The sequence below is a fragment of the Chromohalobacter beijerinckii genome, from assembly GCF_023061185.1.
GTDB lineage: Bacteria > Pseudomonadota > Gammaproteobacteria > Pseudomonadales > Halomonadaceae > Chromohalobacter > Chromohalobacter beijerinckii.
The window spans coordinates 90816-111854 of the sequence record NZ_JAKGAK010000001.1; the positions used below are offsets into that span (position 1 = coordinate 90816).

Annotated in this window: 14 protein-coding genes; 6 read left to right on the forward strand and 8 right to left on the reverse strand. The window is 60.8% G+C overall.

The genetic code is table 11. The features are described 5' to 3' along the window. Positions 1–267: 267 nt before the first annotated feature. Positions 268–3720, forward strand: coding sequence for a transcription-repair coupling factor (mfd, locus tag L1075_RS00415; protein WP_246939091.1), 3453 nt, complete (start codon positions 268–270; stop codon positions 3718–3720). 160 nt (positions 3721–3880) lie between these two features. Beyond that, complete coding sequence (locus L1075_RS00420; RefSeq protein WP_246894860.1) at positions 3881–5002, forward strand: L,D-transpeptidase family protein; 1122 nt, start codon at positions 3881–3883, stop codon at positions 5000–5002. On the opposite strand, the gene L1075_RS00425 is transcribed toward L1075_RS00420, so the two are convergent. The 6 genes from L1075_RS00425 to topA all read right to left on the reverse strand — a co-directional run bounded on the left by L1075_RS00425 (position 4972) and on the right by topA (position 11141). After that, the gene (locus tag L1075_RS00425; protein ID WP_245798006.1) at positions 4972–5508 is read right to left on the reverse strand and encodes a L,D-transpeptidase family protein; all 537 of its coding nucleotides are present in this window, start codon (positions 5506–5508) and stop codon (positions 4972–4974) included. The two genes, L1075_RS00420 and L1075_RS00425, sit on opposite strands and share 31 nt — an antisense overlap. A 258-nt stretch (positions 5509–5766) precedes the next feature. Then, positions 5767–6030, reverse strand: a complete 264-nt coding sequence (locus L1075_RS00430; protein ID WP_075367878.1) for an Lpp/OprI family alanine-zipper lipoprotein — start codon at positions 6028–6030, stop codon at positions 5767–5769. A 379-nt stretch (positions 6031–6409) separates the two neighbouring features. After that, positions 6410–7522, reverse strand: coding sequence for a cobalamin-independent methionine synthase II family protein (locus L1075_RS00435; protein WP_040243719.1), 1113 nt, complete (start codon positions 7520–7522; stop codon positions 6410–6412). A 189-nt stretch (positions 7523–7711) separates the two neighbouring features. Next, entirely contained in the window at positions 7712–7951 is a 240-nt protein-coding gene (locus L1075_RS00440; protein ID WP_040243721.1) for a hypothetical protein, read from the reverse strand. A gap of 98 nt (positions 7952–8049) precedes the next feature. Then, complete coding sequence (locus L1075_RS00445; RefSeq protein WP_075367876.1) at positions 8050–8511, reverse strand: DUF6586 family protein; 462 nt, start codon at positions 8509–8511, stop codon at positions 8050–8052. Next, a complete protein-coding gene (gene topA / locus L1075_RS00450) occupies positions 8508–11141 on the reverse strand; it encodes a type I DNA topoisomerase (protein ID WP_246939094.1) in 2634 nt (877 codons plus the stop codon). The genes L1075_RS00445 and topA overlap by 4 nt, the downstream gene beginning before the upstream one ends. A 435-nt stretch (positions 11142–11576) precedes the next feature. On the opposite strand from topA, the gene pyk reads away from it, so the two are divergent. Continuing rightward, entirely contained in the window at positions 11577–13046 is a 1470-nt protein-coding gene (pyk, locus tag L1075_RS00455) for a pyruvate kinase (RefSeq protein ID WP_246939098.1), read from the forward strand. Positions 13047–13206: 160 nt separating this feature from the next. Next, positions 13207–15417, forward strand: coding sequence for a DUF3141 domain-containing protein (locus L1075_RS00460; protein ID WP_246939100.1), 2211 nt, complete (start codon positions 13207–13209; stop codon positions 15415–15417). Between the two features lie 12 nt (positions 15418–15429). On the opposite strand, the gene oadA is transcribed toward L1075_RS00460, so the two are convergent. Further along, a complete protein-coding gene (oadA, locus tag L1075_RS00465) occupies positions 15430–17244 on the reverse strand; it encodes a sodium-extruding oxaloacetate decarboxylase subunit alpha (protein ID WP_075367874.1) in 1815 nt (604 codons plus the stop codon). A 13-nt stretch (positions 17245–17257) separates the two neighbouring features. Further along, entirely contained in the window at positions 17258–18673 is a 1416-nt protein-coding gene (locus tag L1075_RS00470) for an acetyl-CoA carboxylase biotin carboxylase subunit (RefSeq protein ID WP_075367873.1), read from the reverse strand. A gap of 176 nt (positions 18674–18849) precedes the next feature. On the opposite strand from L1075_RS00470, the gene L1075_RS00475 reads away from it, so the two are divergent. Both L1075_RS00475 and L1075_RS00480 read left to right on the forward strand, forming a co-directional pair. After that, positions 18850–19824, forward strand: coding sequence for a LysR family transcriptional regulator (locus L1075_RS00475; protein WP_011506853.1), 975 nt, complete (start codon positions 18850–18852; stop codon positions 19822–19824). An 89-nt stretch (positions 19825–19913) separates the two neighbouring features. Next, complete coding sequence (locus tag L1075_RS00480) at positions 19914–20936, forward strand: zinc-binding alcohol dehydrogenase family protein (RefSeq protein WP_040243738.1); 1023 nt, start codon at positions 19914–19916, stop codon at positions 20934–20936. Positions 20937–21039 lie beyond the last annotated feature (103 nt).

The following is a 21039-nucleotide window of genomic DNA, read 5'->3' on the forward strand; positions in this document are numbered from 1 at the left end:
CCTCGTCACGGCAGCAGGGAACGAAATAAAATGCATTATCCGTAGCCTTTCATGCCCTTAGCAATGCTTGCTTGGTCGCATGCGGTGTAATTCCACTACACCAATAGGCCCTTGACTACAGGGCAAAAAAAAGGCAATGAACATCGATTTATGCGACCGTTTTTGACTACAAGAGCGGTAACGGACTTGGCTTTAAATCCCCGCGTATCGCCCCCAACCCTTGTTTTGCCTGCTATCATCGTCTCGACTTAGAAAATGAAGCGCACCATGTCGTATTTTTCACCGCTCGATCCGCCGCATCCTCAGGGCCTGCGTGACACTGTCTATTGGCAACGTCCGCACGCTGCCGCTGGCGCCCTGGCGCTGGCACGCCTCGCCGACGACGCTCCGCTGATGGTCGTGACTCCCGATACCTCCAGCGCTCAACGGCTCGAAGGCGCGCTGCAGTTCTTTGCCGATCATCCCATCTTATCGTTCCCTGATTGGGAAACGCTGCCCTACGATAGCTTTTCGCCGCACCAGGACATCGCCTCCACACGCCTCAAGACACTGCGGCAACTGCAAGAAGGGACACGCGGCATCGTCGTGGTGCCCATCAATACCCTTATGCAACGGCTCCCACCCACCGACTACATCGCCGGTCGCGTGCTTACATTGCACACCGGCATGCAGCTCGACCGGGAAGGCTTCCGGGAACGCCTCTCGCGGGCTGGCTACCGCGCTGTGGAGACCGTTTACGAACCTGGCGAATACGCGCTTCGTGGTGCCTTGATCGACCTTTACCCGATGGGCAGCGATCATCCTCTGCGTATCGATCTGTTCGATGATGAAGTCGATACCTTGCGGTACTTCAACCCCGACACTCAGCGCTCTCTGGATAAGGTCGAACGCGTGGAGTTGCTGCCGGCACACGAATATTCGCTGTCGCGCTCGGCAATCGCCTGCTTCCGCGAAGGGTTCGAGACATTGTTCGACGTCGACCCACGCCAATGCCCGCTGTACAACGACGCACTCAAGGGCATTCCGTCTCCCGGACTGGAGCAGTACCTGCCGCTTTTCTTCGAGGAGACCGCCAGCCTGTTCGAGCATCTGAATGCGCATACGCGCATTGCGCTGATGCCCGGCGTCCACGACGCGGCCGAGCACCACTGGAGCGCCATCGAAAGTCGCTACGACAATCTTGGCGTCGACCCCACGCGGCCCTTGCTGCCGCCGGCACATGCTTTCGTGCCCGTGCCCGAGGTATTCGCTTCCATCAAGCAGCACCCGCGCGTGGCACTGGTTAACGACGACGAATCACACCCGCATGCCAAGGTACCGGCCACGCACCCTCTCCCGGATGTGGCCATTCATGCGCGCGGTCATCACCCGCTCGCCAAATTGGAGGCGTTTCTCGGTGCCCCCGACGCCCCGCGCGTTCTATTGGTTGCCGAGTCGAGTGGGCGCCGCGAAGCACTGGAAGAAACCCTCGCTCCGTTGGGGCGTCCTCTGGCCGTGGCCGATGGCTGGCAACACTTCCTGGATGGCAGTGCACCGCTGGCGATTTGCGCGGGCGGCCTAGATGAAGGGCTATGGCTCGACAATCCTGCCACCTGCGTCATCACCGAAACCGAGCTGTACGGCGATGTCGTTCGCCAGGCACGCCGCCGTGGTCGGGTGACCGATGACAACGAACTCGCCGTACGACACTTGGCGGAATTGCGCCCCGGCTCTCCGGTGGTCCACCAGAGCCACGGCGTAGGCCGTTACCAAGGGCTCGAGACGTTGGAAGCCGGCGGTCAGGCCGCTGAATTCCTGGCGCTTGAATACGCCGGCGGCGCCAAGCTCTACGTTCCGGTAGACAGCCTGCATCTGATCTCGCGTTATGCCGGCGCCACCGATGAACTGGCTCCGCTGCATAAACTCGGCTCGGAAACCTGGGACAAGGCCAAGCGCAAGGCGGCCGAAAAGGTACGCGATACCGCCGCCGAGCTGCTGGATACCTACGCCCGACGCGAGGCGCGCGAAGGCTTCGCCTGCGACGCGCCCGGCGAGGAATACGCACGCTTCACGGCCAGCTTCCCCTTCGAAGAAACGCCCGATCAACACGCTGCCATCGATGCGGTCATCAACGACATGACCGCACCGCGTCCGATGGACCGCGTGGTCTGCGGCGACGTGGGCTTCGGCAAGACCGAAGTCGCCATGCGCGCGGCATTTCTCGCCGTGCACTCCGGTCGCCAAGTCGTGGTACTGGTTCCCACTACCCTGCTTGCCCAACAACACTATGACAATTTCCGCGACCGTTTCGCGGACACTGCGGTCCAGATCGAGCTGCTCTCGCGCTTCACTGCCGGCAAGGGGCAACAAGCGTCGCTGGAGCGCATTAACGAAGGCCGCGCCGATATCGTCATCGGCACCCACAAGCTGCTCTCCAAGACGATGTCGCTCCCCAACATGGGGCTGTTGATCATCGACGAGGAACACCGCTTCGGTGTCTCGCAGAAGGAAAAGCTCAAGAGCTTACGGGCCGAGATCGATATTCTCACGCTCACCGCGACGCCGATTCCCCGTACCTTGAACATGGCGATGAGCGGCATTCGCGATCTCTCGATCATCGCCACTCCTCCGGCACGACGTCTATCGGTCAAAACCTTCGTCCAGCAGCGCAACGAAGGCGTCCTGAAGGAAGCCTTGCTACGTGAAATTCTGCGCGGCGGCCAAGTCTACTTCCTCCACAACGAAGTCAAGACGATAGAAACCACTGCCGAGCGCGTTGCCGAGTTGGTACCCGAAGCGCGCGTGGCCGTCGCCCACGGTCAGCTACCCGAGCGTGCGCTGGAACGCGTGATGTCGGACTTCTATCACAAGCGTTTCAACGTGCTGGTATGCTCGACGATCATCGAGACCGGCATCGACGTACCTAGCGCCAACACCATCATCATCGAACGCGCCGATAAGTTCGGACTCGCTCAATTGCACCAGCTCCGCGGGCGTGTCGGTCGTAGCCACCATCAGGCCTATGCTTATCTCCTCACGCCACCGCCCAAGGCGATGACCCAAGATGCGCTCAAGCGCCTCGAGGCGATCGGCCTGGCGGAAGATCTCGGGGCCGGTTTCACCCTCGCCAGTCATGACATGGAGATTCGCGGCGCCGGCGAACTACTGGGCGATGAACAAAGCGGGCAGATGGAGACGGTTGGCTACAGCCTTTACATGCAAATGCTCGACCGCGCGGTCAAGGCCATCAAGAGTGGCAAGACACCCAATATCGAGTCTCCGTTGGACGATGGCGTAGAAATCAGCCTCAACTTGCCGTCATTGATTCCCAACGATTACCTACCCGACGTGCAACAGCGCCTGATCATGTACAAGCGCATCGCCAACGCCGAGGATGAAGCCGAGCTCAAGGAATTGCAGGTCGAGATGATCGACCGCTTCGGCCTGCTACCAGGGCCGCTCAAGACACTTTTCCGCCAGACCCGGCTACGCCAACGTGCCGAACGCCTGGGCATCGTGCGCCTCGAAGCTGGCGCCGAGCGTGGCCGCCTCACTTTCGGCACGCAAACCGCCGTCGACCCCATGACGCTGGTCCAGATGATCCAGCAAAACCCAGCGCACTACCGGCTGGACGGCGCGGACACGTTACGTTTTGAAGGCGATATGAGCGACGAGGATAAGCGCTTTTCCCTGCTCGAGGCGTTACTCGGACAACTCAACCGCAAGACGGAAGCAGCGTAACGGGCAGCACCCGCCATGCGGGTGCCCTGCCAGATCACTCGCACAGATGCACGGATGCGCGCCATAAGCCTGCTGAAGGCTTGTGTCGGCATGAAAATACGCCAGAATGCAGGTGACCGTGGCGTCCGCCACTTGCCTGAACGAAAAAGAGTCCATATCCATGCCGGTTACTTCCCGCGGCCTATCGCCTTTCCTGCTGGCCCCGTTGCTCTCTCTCTCCACGATGGCGCTTGCCGATTCCGCCCCGGGCCCTGTCATCGATCCTGAGGCAACCAGCTTGCCGAAAACCCAAGCGGGGCCCCACGACCAGCGTGTCACGCGCTTCGAGATCGACGAAGAAAGCAACATCGTCGGCGAAGCACGCGTCGTCGAAGCCGAAAAGGAAGACACGCTGCTCGACATCGGTCGCTACTACGGGATCGGCTACGAGGAAATGCGCCGCGCCAATCCTGGCGTCAGTGTCTGGTATCCCGGCGAAGGCACCGAAGTCACGGTCCCCACGCGCTTCATTCTCCCCGATGCCGACCATGAAGGCGTCGTGGTCAACATCCCCGAAATGCGCCTCTATTACTATCCCGAGCAAAAGGAGGGAGAACCAGCACAGGTGGAGACCTACGCCATCAGCGTCGGGCGCATGGACTGGTCGACGCCGCTGGGAGAGACGAAGATTACCGAAAAGCAGAAAAATCCGCCCTGGTATCCGCCCCAGTCAATCATCGATGAGCACGCAGAGGACGGCCGAGAACTCCCCGACGTGGTGCCGCCCGGCCCCGACAATCCGCTGGGCAAGTACAAGATGCGCTTGGGCATCCCCGGCTACCTGATCCATGGTACCAATCGCCCGCAAGGTGTCGGCATGCGCGTAACGCATGGCTGCATTCGCATGTTCCCGGAGGACGTAGAGCATCTCTTCGGCAAGCTCCCGGTGGGTACCCAGGTGAACCTGGTCAGCGAACCGACCAAGTTCGGCTGGCGCGACGAGACACTCTACGTACAGTCTTTCCCTCTGCTCGAGGAAGACCGTCGGTCGCCGGTGCTCAAGCGTGTGCTCGACGCCGATGAAGCGCTCGTTGCCACCTTGAAACGCCACGATATCGACACCGACATCGATCACCGGCGCCTGGCAGACGCGGTGTTGATTCCCGATGGTGCGGCGGTCGCACTCAACGTCGAGCCGGAAGAAAAAGCGCCGCGTGAACCGCTGCCTGGCAGCCTGTACGACGCTTTGCCGATGCCGCCGCATCTGCTCTATCAGTCGGTCAGGGTTCTAGAGTCGACCTGAGGCTTGTCATGTAAGGCCGCGATCGGCGCATCGTCGTCCCCTCGGATCACGACGCGTGTGCCGATCGAGACCAGGCGCGTCAATTTTTCGATCTGATCGTTGGTGACGGCCACGCATCCTTCCGTCCAGTTAAAGCGCCGATGGATCTCGGGATCGCTACTACCCAAGCCATGAATACCAATATAGCCGCCCAGCACCGTATCCTGCGGCGGCGCTCCATCACGATAATAGGCATCCTGGAAATCGGCGTATTCAGTGGGTGACATCAACCCGGCTCGCATCGCTTCACGTGCAGTATCGAGCTTGGGGTAATCCAGCCCCAGGAAGATATTGAATTTGCTGTCGCGGTTGATGCGATTGATATGAAATTCACCGGTAGGCGTCATCCTGCTGCCTCGCTGGCGCACGCGCGCTGTTCCACCCCGCCCCAACGCCACCGGCTCGAAGTGCTCGATACGGGTGTCACCGCGATAGATATCCAGGGTGGAATCATTGTCGTCGATCAAGATCCAAATTTCGTCATCGGCGTTCGCCAGCGCACATGACCCACACCAAACCGCTAACGACAAAACACTCAAGGTCATTACCAAAGCACGCGCCCATCGCCTCATGTTCCACTCCGAATGATCGTGACAAGGCGTTAGCGTACACCGAAAGCCCCCGGGGGCGTCATCCCCGTCAGCTGCAAACGAAAAGGGCCCCGCCGATGGCGGGGCCCTTTTCTGGACCAGGCGTCGAAACGCCGGCCCTATACTGCCTACGCATTACTTGCGCATGGACTTCTCGAACATACGGTCCATCTCGGCACGATTACGCTGAGTCGCTTCGAGAGCGGCATTCGCATCGCGCTGCGCTTTCTCGGCAGCATTCATTGCCTGCTGAGACATGCTCTTGGCTTCAGACGCGTCAGCCTGCGCCTGATCGATATCGCTCTTCATCTGTTCCTGGCCAGAGGCACAACCTGCCAACACGGCCAGAGAGCCAGCGGCGACCAGAAGCTTGAGCGTGTTCTTGCTGTTGGACAACATCTGCGTTCTCCTTGAAAACCTTTCTGTGTGTGGTGATGAAGCCCTGATACATCAGGTCCCTCATGTACCGCCCACAGGATAATACGAATACCGCTAATATCGCCAATATCAATTGCCTGAGAAACGGTAAATTTTCCTGCGCTGCCCATGATCAAGGGGTTCAGAGATTCCTATTCGTCGCCGAATGGACACACCACCGACGCCGATAAGCGTCATAATCCCCCTCGTGGAAGCGATGACTTACCGTTACACGGCAGGGTGAGTCAGCGATTAACGTTCCATCAGCATCGTCTTCATTGATATGCAACGCGGCCCCACCTAATAAAACGCCCCCACATACGAGCATGTGAGGGCGACGATCAGACAGGCGCAGCAGAGCTCAGTCTTGCCAGACGGCCTTGGCGATATCCACGACGTGGCGCAGCTTGTCCCACTGCTGCGTTTCGCTGAGCAAATTGCCCTCCTCGGTCGAGGCAAAACCGCACTGCGGGCTCAGGCAAAGCTGAGAGAGCGGCGCATAGCGCGACGCTTCGGCAATGCGGGCGCTAACCGTATCGGCGGGCTCCAGCTCGCCACTCTTGCTGGTGATAAGCCCCAGGACAGCTTGCTTGTGACCTTCAGGCAGAAAGCGCAGTGGCTCGAAACCGCCCGCGCGCTCGGTGTCGTATTCGAGGAAGTAGGCATCGACATCGACGCGCCCCAGCAGGGTCTCGGCTACCGGTTCATAACCTCCTTCGCTGATCCATGTCGAGCGGAAGTTACCCCGGCAGACGTGCAGACTGACATGCAGATCGTCGGGACGATCGGCCAACGCGTGGTTGAGCACCTCGGCATAGATGTGTTGCAGACGATCGGCGTCCTCGCCACGCTCACGCGCCGCCGCCAGCTCCTTCTCGGAGCACAGATACGCCCACACCGTGTCATCGAGCTGAAGGTAACGACAGCCCGCCGCGTAGAAATGCTTGACCACGTCACGGTAAGTATCGGCCAAGTCGGCGAAGAAGGTATCCAAGGAGGGATAGACACTACTATCGATATTGCGGCGACCGCCACGGAAGTGCAGCACGCTGGGGCTCGGCAGCGTCATCTTCGGCGTCGCTTTATCGACCGTGCCCGCCAGGAAACGGAAGTGACCGAGCATCGGGTGCTCGGGATCGAAGCCCAGCTTGTCGGTCACGCGCACGCTACGCGCCTGCGTCTGCCGCCCCTGAAACTGGATCCCTTGATCCGAGCTATAGCCTTCTACGCCCTTGAGGTCTTCGAGAAAATCGAAATGCCACCAAGCGCGGCGGAACTCGCCATCGGTGACCGCTTTGAGTCCCAGCGCTTCCTGCTTGGCGACGACACGTCGAATCTCGGCGTCTTCAACGGCACGCAGCGCCGCGTAGTCACTTTCACCGGCTTGAAAAAGGCGTCTCGCCTGCTTGAGCTCGTCGCTACGCAACAGGCTGCCCACGGTGTCGGCACGAAATGGAGGCTGATACTGGCTCATAGCGTTTCTCGACTCTCGGCTCGAAGATTAGGGCGCTCACTTTGCCGTGCCACAGCGGCCATGACCACTGCATATCCTTCAAGTGAACATGAAAGAAATTCATGATGCCATGCATGATAACGTCCGGCGCTTTATCGGTCGCCGGACGTCATGGCAACAACACTATCATCGACCCTTAGGCCAAGCGCATCAATGTACCGTTTCCGGGACCTCTTGCGACTCTTCCTCATTGCCTTCCCACAGGCGCGTGCGCGTGATCGCATGATCGATCATCTGACGCGCCACCTCGAAGCGGCTCTGACGCAATAAATCCAGGGCTTCTTCCGAGAAGCGAATACTTACCAATGGCTCACCCTCGGCTTCGGAAGGCCGAAGCACGACTTCACCATCGGCAAGCTCGACGATTTCCAGAATCGCGGTATCGGACACGCTATATTCTCCCGTTTGTTCCAATAAAAAACGACCAAGGCGAACGCCATGGTCGTTTCTTTTCATTACCTACAGGATACCACCGCATGCATGCGGCGTCACCACTCCTCACTGGTCTCACGCAGCTCGTCAAGCTGAGCTTTGAATCCCGCGATACATGCATCGAGCTCGTCGGACAAGGCCATGCCCGAGGCGCTGGCAATCATGCTCGAGCCGCCGGCACGGCGGCGCGATGCGCCTTCGATGTCATGCAGAGACTCGAGGTGCGCCAGTATGCGCTCCAGCCAGCTGCCCTCTCGTCGCGCCAGCTCTCGCAACTGCACGACACCCGCTAAGGACGGGCCTTGATCGGCCAGCAGCTCGCGCCAATCGTGCCGCGAGAGTTGCGCGTGCTCGGTCAACTCACGCAGCGCCGCGTTGAGCGCCAGCTCCAGCGTGGCCAGAGCGCCTTCTTCATGCGCCATACGCCGAGCATCGGTATGCTCGTCGTCGGCCCAGGCGGTATCCAATAACAACTGAGCATGGTAGAGCAGCTGATTGGTACGACCTCTCGGCGTCATTTGCGCTTATCCTCGATCCGCCATTTTCCGTCTTCGTACTCGGCACGCCAGCCACTGGCCTTGCCGTCACGCTCGCTCATCACGTACTGGCTCTTGGTCTTGCGCGAGAAACGAATCTGCGCGTCGCGCCCCTCAGGATCTTCCCCCGGTGCATCGAGCAGGAAATGGTACTTTTCGGGTAGCTCGTCGCGGTGCGCCTTGAGCTCCTTGACCAAAGGGGGACGCGTTTCACGGTTCTTGGGAAATTGACTCGCCGCCAGAAACAGGCCGCTGGCGCCATCGCGCAAGACGTAATGATCTTCTACCTTCTGGCAGGCCAACTCGGGCATGGGGATCGGATCCATCTTGGGTGGCGCAACTTCGCCGCTCTTGAGCAGTTTGCGGGTATTCTTGCAATTCTCGTTGGTACAGCCGAAGTACTTACCGAAACGCCCGGACTTGAGCTGCATCTCGCTGCCGCATTTGTCGCACTCGATGACTGGACCGTCGTACCCCTTGATACGAAACTTGCCCTGCTCGATTTCATGCCCGCTGCAATCGGGACTATTGCCGCAGATATGCAGCTTGCGCGTCTCGTCGATCAGGTAGCTATCCATCGCCGTGCCACATTCCGGGCAGCGGTGCTTGGCTCGCAAGGCTTCGGTTTCGGCCTCCTCATCGGCATCCGACGCTACGGCTTCGTCACCCGCGATAAGATCGATGGTCGTCTTGCAACGCTCCTTGGGCGGCAGATTGTATCCCGAGCACCCCAGGAAGACACCGGTCGATGCCGTGCGAATCTGCATCTTGCGGCCACAAGTAGGACAGTCGATGTCCGTCGGCACTGGCTGATTCGGTCGCATACCCTCTTCGGCCTCGGCATGCTCGAGCTTGGTCTTGAACTCGGCGTAGAAGGCATCCAGAAGCTCACGCCATTCCCGGTTGCCGGTGGCGATCTCGTCGAGATGATCTTCCATACGTGCGGTGAAGCCGTAATCCATCAGGTCGCTGAACGATTCGGCTAAACGGTCGGTGACGATATCACCCAACTTCTCGGCATAGAAACGACGGCTCTCAAGCTTGACGTAACCGCGATCCTGAATCGTGGAGATGATCGAAGCATAGGTGGAAGGCCGCCCGATCCCCCGCTTTTCGAGCTCCTTGACCAGGCTCGCCTCGGTATAACGCGCCGTCGGCTTGGTAAAATGCTGCTGAGGATCGAGGGCCTGCAGGCTCATCGATTGCCCTTTCTCGAGATCCGGAAGTGCCTGATCCTCTTCCTTCTTGCCTGCCGGCTTCATCACCCGCGTGTAACCGTCGAATTTGAGCACTCGACCACGCGCTTTGAGCTCGAACTCCTCGGCCTCGACGGTAAGCGTCGTCGCCAAGTATTCCGCCGGCACCATCTGGCAGGCCACGAACTGGCGCCAGATAAGCTCATAGAGGCGCTGGGCGTCGCGCTCCACCGCAAGCTCGTCGCCGTTTTGCGCCACCTCGGTGGGGCGAATCGCCTCGTGCGCTTCCTGCGCCCCCTCCTTGCTGGCATAACGGTTGGGCGATTCGGGCAGGTACGCTTGGCCGAAACGCTCGTCGATATAAGCCCGGGCACTCTCCACCGCGTCTTGCGACAGGTTGGTCGAGTCGGTACGCATATAGGTGATGTAACCTGCCTCATAGAGACGCTGCGCCAGGGTCATGGTCTTCTTCACCGAGAACCCGAGGCGCCCGCTGGCGGCTTGCTGCAGGGTCGAGGTAATGAACGGGGCGTTGGGCTTGGAGCGTGTCGGCTTGGTTTCGCGATCGGTGATCACCAGCGCCGCCTCGCGCAACGGCGCGATTCGCTCTAGCGTTTCTTGTTCGGAGGTGGGGCGAAACGCCTGGCCTTTATGACGTGCCACCTCGAAGCGAACTGGCGCCGCATCGCCCTTCTCAGGCACGAGATCGGCGTGAACATCCCAGAACTCCTCGGGTACGAAAGCGCGAATCTCACGCTCACGCTCGACGATCAAACGCACCGCCACGGATTGCACCCGGCCCGCCGACAGCCCCCGGGCGATCTTGCTCCACAGCAATGGCGACAGCATGAAACCTACGACACGATCCAGAAAGCGCCGTGCCTGTTGTGCCTCGACGCGTGACAGATCCAGTTCGCCGGGGGTCTTGAACGCCTCCTGAATGGCATTCTTGGTGATCTCATTGAAGACCACGCGACGATAGCGTGACGCATCGCCACCAATGGTTTCCTGCAGGTGCCAGGCGATAGCCTCTCCCTCGCGGTCCAAGTCGGTCGCGAGATAGACGGCATCGGCCTTCTCGGCGTGCTTTTTGAGCTCGGCGACGACCTTTTCCTTCCCCGGAAGGATCTCGTAGTTGGCGTCCCAGCCATGCTCGGGATCGATCCCCATGCGGCGCACCAACTGAGTCCACTGCTTATGCTTTTTATAGGTGGCCTTTTCATCAGGCGACATCTTGCGTGTCGCCGCTGCTTGGCGGGCTCGCTCCTTGGGATCGGTGGCGTTCTTGCCGCTGCCACTTGTCGGCAAGTCACGGATGTGCCCGACACTCGACTTCACCACGAAATCGTTGCCGAGATACTTGTTGATCGTCTTGGCCTTGGCCGGTGACTCCACGATGACCAGTGACTTGCCCATAACGCTCCGCTCGAATGGCCAACGCGCCCTGTCAGGGCGTCGGCAGTGATGTCGTGGCCGGGGGACTCTCCCGGCGAAAAATGCGCCTACCCTACCTTAGCGCCTCGTTGCGCGCCAGCCCGTCGCAACACGGGCCTTCAAGCCAGGTCCATGACGATCTTTACGCCACTGGCTTGAAAAACACTAGACGCGACGCCTTGCCACCGGCAAGCAAAACCAGCATCCAAATCGACATGCTTTCCCTAGCGGTGCGACTGGCAAGCACCTCCAGAGTCATCCAACCTTGAGACATGTCCATCATGCAAAAAGTGATAATCTAATGTTCACGACCTGGGGGTCATCGCACCTGTCGAGACGATGAGGCACAATGTAGTAAAATAACGACATGGCTCGCACGGAGCCGTTACTACCTTTCATGAGGCCAAGGAGAATTCCATGCAGAATGCGTTTCACGGTCCGATTCGCCGCACCAAGATCGTCGCGACCCTGGGCCCGGCCAGCGACCGCGACGGGGTCCTCGAAGACATGATCTCCGCGGGCGTCGACGTGGTACGACTCAACTTCTCCCACGGCTCCGCGGACGATCATCGGCGGCGGCTAAAGGCGGTACGCGATGCTGCCGCACGCGTCGGACGCACTGTCGCCGCGCTGGGCGACTTACAAGGCCCCAAGATCCGCATCGCACGCTTCAAGGACGAAGCGGTCACGCTCGAGAAAGGCCAGACCTTCGTCATCGACGTTTCCCTTGATCGTGATGCCGGCGATGCCCAGCGGGTAGGCTGCGATTATCAGGACCTGGCCGACGATGTTGCCCCGGGCGATGTCCTGCTGCTTGACGATGGTCGACTGGAACTGCAGGTCGAGCGCGTTGACGCCCCGGCTATTCACACCACGGTCAAGGTGGGTGGCAAGCTCTCCAATAACAAGGGCATCAACAAGCAAGGCGGCGGCCTGTCTGCGGCCGCACTGACCGACAAGGATCGCGAGGATCTCAAGACCGCTATTGATATCGGTGTCGACTACCTGGCTGTGTCCTTCCCACGCCATGGCGACGACATGCGCCTGGCCCGCGACCTGCTCGGCGAAGCGGGTAGCGAGATCGGCCTGGTCGCCAAGGTCGAGCGCGCCGAGGCAGTCGCCGACAACGACACTCTAGATGACATCATCCGCGCCAGCGAAGCGGTCATGGTCGCGCGTGGCGACCTTGGCGTGGAAATCGGCGACGCCCAACTGATCGGCGTGCAAAAGCGCATCATCCAGCATGCACGTAGTCTTAATAAAGTGGTGATCACCGCAACGCAGATGATGGAGTCGATGATCGACTCGCCGCTACCGACCCGCGCCGAGGTCTTCGACGTCGCCAATGCAGTGCTCGATGGCACCGACGCCGTCATGCTCTCCGCCGAGACCGCCGCCGGCGATTATCCCGTGGAGACCATCAAGGCCATGGAGCGCCTCTGTCTGGGCGCCGAACGTGAGCGTGCCGCACAGCAATCGCAGCATCGTATTCATGAAGGCTTTACCCGGGTCGATGAAACCGTGGCGCTGTCGGCCATGTACGCCGCCAACCATCTCGACGGGGTCTCCGCCATCGTCTGCATGACCGCCACCGGTTATACGCCATTGATCGCCTCGCGCATTCGTTCCGGCCTGCCGATCGTGGCCTTGGCGCATACCGAAATCGCGCAGCGCCGCATGGCATTGTATCGCGGGGTCGTCTCGCTGCCCTTCGACACACAAAGCCTCAAACCCACTGAGTTCAATAACCACGCCGTCGATAACCTCGTCTCGCTAGGCATCGTCAAACAGGGCGATCACGTTATCCTGACACGCGGCGATCATATGAATGCGCATGGCGGCACCAACACCATGAAGATCATTCAAGTTGGCGACGATATTGATTGATCAGCACCTTTTGCCGGCAAGCTGCCCATAGCTTGCTACTTTGAAGCACCGCGACGCATGCCTAGTCTTGGCGGCATGCGTCGATTTCACATGCCAGATACGCGTTTTCGGGTTACGCTCAATATTGCAGTGCAGCAATTCGTGACCAGGAGCGCCCTTCATGTTTTCCATGCACGCCGCTTGGCTGGAAGCCGCCAGCCCCATTCTCGATCCCTTCGGCCTGATTCGCGCCACCCAGGACTACTGGCAGGATACCTTCGAACGCAGCGTGCTCTACTGGGACGTCATGCGTCAGCGTGGCAACCAGTATCTTGAGCACATGGCGCAGACTAAACCCAACGTGCTAGGGTTCGAGGCCGAAGTGCTCATGGATGGCCGCGACCTGCCGCGCCCGGTCAACTACGAATTGATGCGCATCCTGCCCCCGCCCGGTATAACGATCGACCCGCTCCAGCGCCCTTTCGTCATCGTCGATCCGCGAGCCGGCCATGGGCCCGGCATTGGTGGCTTCAAGCCCGATAGCGAGATCGGCGTCGCCATGCGCGCCGGTCATCCATGTTACTTCATCGGCTTTCTGCCGTTTCCGGTGCCGGGACAGCACGTCGAAGATGTCGTCGATGCTGAAATTGCCTTTATACGCGAGGTCGGCGCTCGTCATGGCGAGGCCAATGAAAAACCCGTGGTGATCGGCAACTGCCAGGCAGGCTGGCAGTTGATGATGGCTGCCGCCCTTGAACCGGAGGCCTTCGGACCGATTCTCGTCGCTGGCGCACCGCTGTCCTATTGGGCCGGCGAGCGTGGCCGCTACCCCATGCGCTATAGCGGGGGCCTGCTCGGCGGTAGCTGGTTGACCGCTTTTGCCGGTGACCTGGGTGCAGGGCTCTTCGACGGGGCCTGGTTGGTGCAGAACTTCGAACGCCTCAACCCCGCCAATACGCTGTGGAGCAAGCAATATCGGCTTTACGCCGACGTCGATCACGAAAGCGAGCGTTATCTCCAATTCGAGCGCTGGTGGGGTGGGCACATCGTGCTCAATGCCGAGGAAATACAGTACATCGTCGACAACCTCTTCATCGGCAATCGTTTGAGCACTGCCCAACTGATCACCCGCGACGGACGGCGCATCGACCTACGCAACGTCCGCTCGCCTATCGTGGTGTTCTGCTCGCAAGGCGACAACATCACGCCACCGCCCCAAGCGCTCGGCTGGGTGTCCGATCTCTACGATGGCGTGGACGACATCATCGCCAACGAGCAGACCATCGTGTATTGCGTACACGACTCGACCGGGCATCTGGGAATTTTCGTCTCGGGCAGCATCTCGCGCCGCGAACATGCCGAATTTACCGCCAACATGGACTATATCGACGTCCTGCCCCCCGGCTTGTACGAAACCGCCATCACGCCACGCGATGCGACCGGGGATGCCACCGATGGTGACTATCTGCTCGAATTTCGCCCGCGTGGCGTCGACGACCTGCAACCGCTAGTGCAACGACGCGATGACGACGAGCGCCGCTTCGCCACCGTAGCGCGTCTGTCTGAAAGCGGACTAGCGCTGTATCAACAATACACGCAGCCGTGGATACAAGCCGTCATGACCCCCGAAGCAGGGCGCTGGCTACGCCGACTGCACCCCATTCGGCTGGGCTACAAGCTACTCTCCGACCGCAATCCATTGATGTCTACCGTGCCGGTGCTGGCCGAGCGTATTCGTCACCAGCGCCAACCGCTTTCGCCGGACAATCCTCTGACGCAATGGGAGCGCAGCATAGCCACCCGTATCGAAGAAAACCTCGAGGCCTATGGCGAATGGCGTGACCGCATCAGTGAAGCGCTTTTCATGAACATTTATGGCCAACCCTGGCTACAAGCGCTTGCCGGCATCGGCCCGGACATGGCGCGCATGCGCCCCCATCCCGGACGCGCACCGGAGCATCAACACTTCCTGCGGACGCGACGTGCCGCCTTGCGGGAACGCATCGCCAGTGGTGGCGCACGCGAGGCGGTGGTGCGAGCCTTGATCTACATACTGGGTGGGGCGCCGACGACCGATGAGCGCAATTTCCAGCGCCTCAAGGCCACGCGCGAGGAACTCGGCAAGAGCCTGGACCTTCAGCAGTTCAAGATGCTGGTCCGCGAGCAGTTCTTCATTCTCAAGCTCGACGTGCGCGAGGCGCTCGAGGCGCTTCCCACGCTCATCGCACGTAGCGACGCCACGCAGGTCGATGACTACTTGACCCACATCACCCACATCCTCGACGCCAGCGGGCCACAAAGCGAGCATGTGCAGAAGCGCCTGGAGCGCGTTCGCACCCTGTTCGAGAAAGCCAGGCCTGCAGCGCCGAATCACGAGGCGCCGCAGGCATGAGCAACGTTCCCGTTAGGTGATCTCGATCAATACCTCGCCCGGCGTCACGCGGTCGCCCTTGGCGACGTGGACGGCTTCGACGGTGCCCGAGACCCGCGCCTGGACCTCGGTTTCCATCTTCATCGCCTCGGTGATCAAGACCGCCTGACCCTCTTCGACGCGGTCGCCCTTGGCGACCAGCACATCGACGATATTGCCAGGCATGGAGGTCGTGACATGCCCAGGCTGCGAGGCGCGCGCACGGCCCGAGGTCTCGCCGCCGACGAAGGCATCCTTGGCTTCGAACACGACCTCTTCCGGCATGCCATCGAGCGTCAGATAAACCTGGCGCTTGCCGCCACTATTACCGCCCACGCCGGTGATTTGCACTTCGTAGGATTCGCCGTGCACGTCGATGACGAACTCGGTGGGCACGCCTTCGGTCACCGGTCGGTTGGCGTCTCCCGCATCGGGAGCGGGAATCGGCTCCGAGACCAACGATCCATCGCGTCGTCCCTGCAGGTAATCGCGCCCCAGCTCGGAGAACATCGCATAGGTCAGAACGTCTTCCTCACCCTCGGCCAATTCGCCGATGTCCTTCGTCAAACGCGCCATCTCGGGATTCAGCCGATCGGCGGGGCGCCCTTCTTCCACCGGGGAATTACCGATGGCCTGACGACGAACGTCGTCATCCACCGGTGCTGGCGGATGACCATAGCCGCCCTGAAGATAACGTTTCACCTCGTTGGTGATGGTCTTGTAGCGCTCACCGGTAAGCACATTCATCACCGCCTGGGTACCGACGATCTGCGAGGTCGGTGTCACCAGGGGCGGATAACCGAGATCGGCGCGCACGCGAGGTATCTCGTTGAACACGTCGCGGATCTTGGACAGCGCGTTCTGTTCTTTGAGCTGATTGGCGAGGTTGGACATCATGCCGCCCGGGACCTGGTTGATCTGTACCGAGACATCCTCGCGGGTGAACTCACTTTCAAAGGCCGCGTATTTCTGGCGCACGCCGCGGAAATAGTCGCCGATCTCCTTGAGCGCTTCGAGATCCAGGCCACTGTCGTAGTCCGTACCTTGAAAGGCAGCCACCATGGCTTCCGTCGACGGATGGCTGGTACCGCCGGCAAACGCCGATATGCAGGTATCGATATGCCGGCATCCCGCTTCCACGGCCTTGAGATGGCACATCGGCGCCAGCCCGGACGTCGCGTGGGCATGCAAGTGGACCGGCACGTCCACGGCCTCGACCAATGCCGCCACCAGCTCGCCCGTGGCATACGGCGTCAAAAGCCCCGCCATGTCTTTGATGGCGATCGAGTCAGCGCCCATGTCGACTAGCCGCTTGGCCTGATCCACATACATCGCCAGGGTATGCACCGGGCTCACCGTGTAGCAGATCGTGCCCTGAGCGTGCTTACCACTGGCCTTGACCGCGCGCATGGCGGTTTCCAGGTTGCGCAGATCGTTGAGCGCATCGAAGACGCGGAACACATCGACGCCGTTATCCGCCGACTTGGCGACGAAGCGCTCGACGACATCGTCGGCATAATGGCGATATCCCAGTAAGTTCTGGCCACGCAGCAGCATCTGCAGCGGCGTGTTGGGCATCGCATCCTTGAAGGCGCGCAGGCGCTCCCACGGGTCTTCCTTCAAAAAGCGCACGCAGGCATCGAAGGTTGCCCCGCCCCATACCTCGAGCGAGTGATAGCCGATGGCGTCCAGCTTGGCACAGGCGGGCAGCATGTCCTCGGTGCGCAGGCGCGTGGCGATCAGCGATTGATGGCCGTCACGCAACACGACGTCGGTGATATTGACTTGGGAAGATGATACGGCATTCATGATGGGTATCTCCTTATAGACCGGCGTGGGCGGCGATGGCGGCGGCAATCGCTAGAGCGACTTCCTCGGGATTGCGCTTGACCGAATAATTGAGCAGTTCGGGATGGCTGGGCACGAAGCCGGTATCGAAGTGCCCGCTGCGGAAATCGGGGTGACGCAGAATTTCCTGATAGTAAGGCGCGGTCGTCTTGACCCCCTGCAGACGCATGTCGTTGAGGGCGCGAATGCCACGATCGAGGGTTTCTTCCCAACTCATGCCCCACACGATCAGCTTCAGGCACATGGAGTCGAAATACGGCGGAATCGTATAGCCGGTGTAGATCGCGGTATCGGTGCGCACCCCTGGCCCCCCGGGGGCGTAATAACGCGTGATGCGCCCGAACGACGGCAGGAAATCGTTCTTGGGATCCTCGGCATTGATGCGGAACTGGATGGCGTAGCCGTGGTGGCGTATATCCTCCTGGCGGTAGGCGAGCTTTAGCCCCGCGGCGATACGCAATTGCTCGCGCACGATATCCACACCGGTGATCGCTTCGGAAATAGTGTGCTCGACTTGCACGCGGGTATTCATCTCCATGAAGTAGACCTCGTTGCCCTTGACGAGGAACTCCACGGTACCGGCGTTTTCGTAGCCCACCGCACTGGCCGCACGGACCGCCATTTCGCCGACGTAGGCACGTTGTTCAGGTGTCAGTTGGGGGCTGGGCGCGATTTCGATGAGCTTCTGATTGCGACGCTGGATCGAACAGTCCCGCTCGAAGAGATGGATCACGTTGCCGATGCTGTCGGCGAGGATCTGCACCTCGATGTGATGCGGCTCGACGACGCATTTCTCCATGAACACATCGGCACTGCCGAACGCCTTGGTCGCCTCGGAGATCACGCGTTCCCAGGCCTGCTCGAGCTGCGCCGGCGTGTCGCAACGGCGAATCCCGCGCCCACCGCCCCCGGACGTGGCCTTGAGCATGACCGGATAGCCGATGGTATCGGCCAGCGACAAGGCTTCGTCGCAGGTCTCGAGATTGCCCTCCGAGCCCGGCGTCACCGGCACGCCGGCGTCACGCATGGCCGCGCGCGCCGCCGTCTTGTCGCCCATCCGCGCGATCACCTCGGCGTCCGGCCCCACAAAGGCCAACCCGGCGTCCTCGCAGATGCGCGCGAAGTCGGCGTTTTCCGAGAGGAAGCCGTAGCCGGGGTGAATCGCGTCACAGCCGGTCTCGCGCGCCAGGTCAACGATACGCCGCGGATCGAGATAGCCCGCCAGCGGGTCCTCACCGACGAAATGCGCCTCATCGGCACGCTTGACGTGCAGCGCGAAGCGATCGGGCTCGGTGTAGATCGCTACCGAGCGGATGCCCATCTCAGCGCAGGCGCGTACAATGCGTACAGCAATTTCGCCACGATTGGCGATGAGAAGTTTCTTGAACACCGTCTGCCCTCCGGTTATGGACGTCGCGTTGACACAGCGTGTCATCGTGGCGCCCTCTGGGTCGCTGAGTGCTTGTCGTTATCGTACTCTCACGCTACCCACCGAAGGATCAATAGAAAAATTGATATTTTTTTGCCAAGCTATAAGTAATAGCTTATGACCACGCCGGGGGCGTCATGTCACGACCCAATCTGCTCAATCGTCTGACCTTTCGCCAATTGCAGGTTTTCCAGGCCGTGCACCGGCAACAGTCCTATTCGCGGGCGGCCGAACAGCTCGGCCTCACACAGCCAGCGGTCAGCGCCCAGATCCGCCAACTCGAACAGGCACTCGAGCAGCCACTCTTCAAGTACGCGGGCAAGACGCTGCATGTTCTGCCCGCCGCGGATGCACTGGCCGCCTCGGTACAGTCGATCTTCGGTCAGGTCTCGAGCCTGCAGATGGAGCTTTCCGAGCTGGCGGGCACCATCAGAGGCGAACTCAATCTCGCCGCGGTCAGTACTGCACAGTACGTGGTGCCCCATATCCTGGCCCGCTTTCGCGCCCGTTACCCGGAGGTGCAGGTGCGCCTGCGCGTCTGCAATCGCGGCCAGGCGCTGGAGCGTCTCGCCGAGCGCCGCGACGACCTGGTGATTATGGGCATGGTCCCCGAGGACGCCAACCTCGCCTTCATGCCGATTCTCGACAATGAAATGATCCCCGTGGTGTGGCCCGGGCACCCGCTGTTGACGGCCGACGCGCCCACGCTCGAGGATTTCACACGCTATTACGTGCTGATGCGCGAACCCGGCTCAGGGACGCGCACCGCGTTCGAGGACTTCGTCGCTCGCGAGCGAGTATCGCTGCGCCATACCCTGGAGCTTGGCACCAACGAGGCGATCAAGCAGGGGGTCATGGCGCATCTCGGAGTCGCCGTGCTGCCGCGCCTGGCGGTACAGCTCGAGCTCGCCTCGGGATTGCTGGCCTCACCGACATTGCCGGGCTTTCCGCTACGTCGTTCGTGGTGCACCGTGCATCCTAAGGATCGTTATCCCACTCCCGTGACCGAGCTCTTCCTGCGCTTCGTCCGGGAATTGCTGCCGGAACTGAACGCCCACTTCAAGGCACCGCTGGTCCCCGCTCCCGGCCCCAGCTTCGCGTGCACGCCCTGATCCATCGCCATCGACCTTGACTCCATCGAGGACGGCCCTCATCTAGGAGGGCAACGTCATTTCGTTTCGACTTTCCTACGGAGTCAATCATGCAAGCGATCACCACCACCGGTCAGCCCCAGGCCGCCCCCGAGGAGGCCTTCGAAACTCGCCAACGCGAGACGCCCACACCCGGCGACTGGGATCTGCTGGTGCGCATTGAGGCGGTCTCGGTCAACCCGGTGGATACCAAGATACGCCAGGGTGCCTTCCTGCCCAGCGATCAGCACAATGTGCTCGGCTGGGACGCCGCGGGCCGGGTGGAGAGCGTCGGCGCCAACGTCGAGCACTTCGCCCCGGGAGATCGCGTGTACTATGCCGGCGAGGTCGAGCGTCCCGGCTGCAACGCCGAATATCAACTCGTCGATGCGCGCCTGGCCGCCAAGGCACCGAGCAAATTGAGCGCCGAGGAAGCGGCCGCCATGCCGTTGACTGCCCTGACCGCCTGGGAGGCCCTGTTCGACAAGCTCAAACTGACACAGGGCGAAGATACCCATCGCGAGCAGACCCTGCTGATCATCAACGGTGCCGGCGGTGTCGGCTCGATCGCAACGCAAATGGCCCGCCAACTCACTGGCATCAAAGTCATCGCCACGGCGTCGCGCGATACGTCCATAGAATGGTGTCGGCGCATGGGCGCGCATGAGGTCGTCGATCACCACGACCTCGTGGCGAACATGCAACACGCCGGCCACGAGCAGGTCGACTACATCTTCAATTGCCATGATATTGGCGACCACTGGGAGAACATGACCACGCTCATTCGGCCCTTGGGCCACATCGTGGCCATCGCCGAGACCCAGAAACCCGTCGATCTCAATGCTCTGCAAGGCAAGGCGGTGACGTTTAGTTGGGAATTCATGTTCGCGCGGCCATTGCATGGCGCCGACATCGCTCACCAGGGCAAGATCCTGGCCACGCTCGCCGAGCATTTTGATGCCGGCCATCTGCGCAGCACGCTCAGCGATATCGTCGGCCCATTGACCCCAGCCAATCTCGGGGAAGCCCATCGTCGCCTCGAAACCGGACATACCACGGGCAAGCTGGTGTTGAGTGCCATGCCCGAGGCATGACATTCCCATAACCGACACAGTCCTGTGCAAGACGACATGCCCGGCATCGGCCGGGCATGGTATCGCATGCGGCCAGGCGCTCTCCTTGACACTGAAGCGCCAT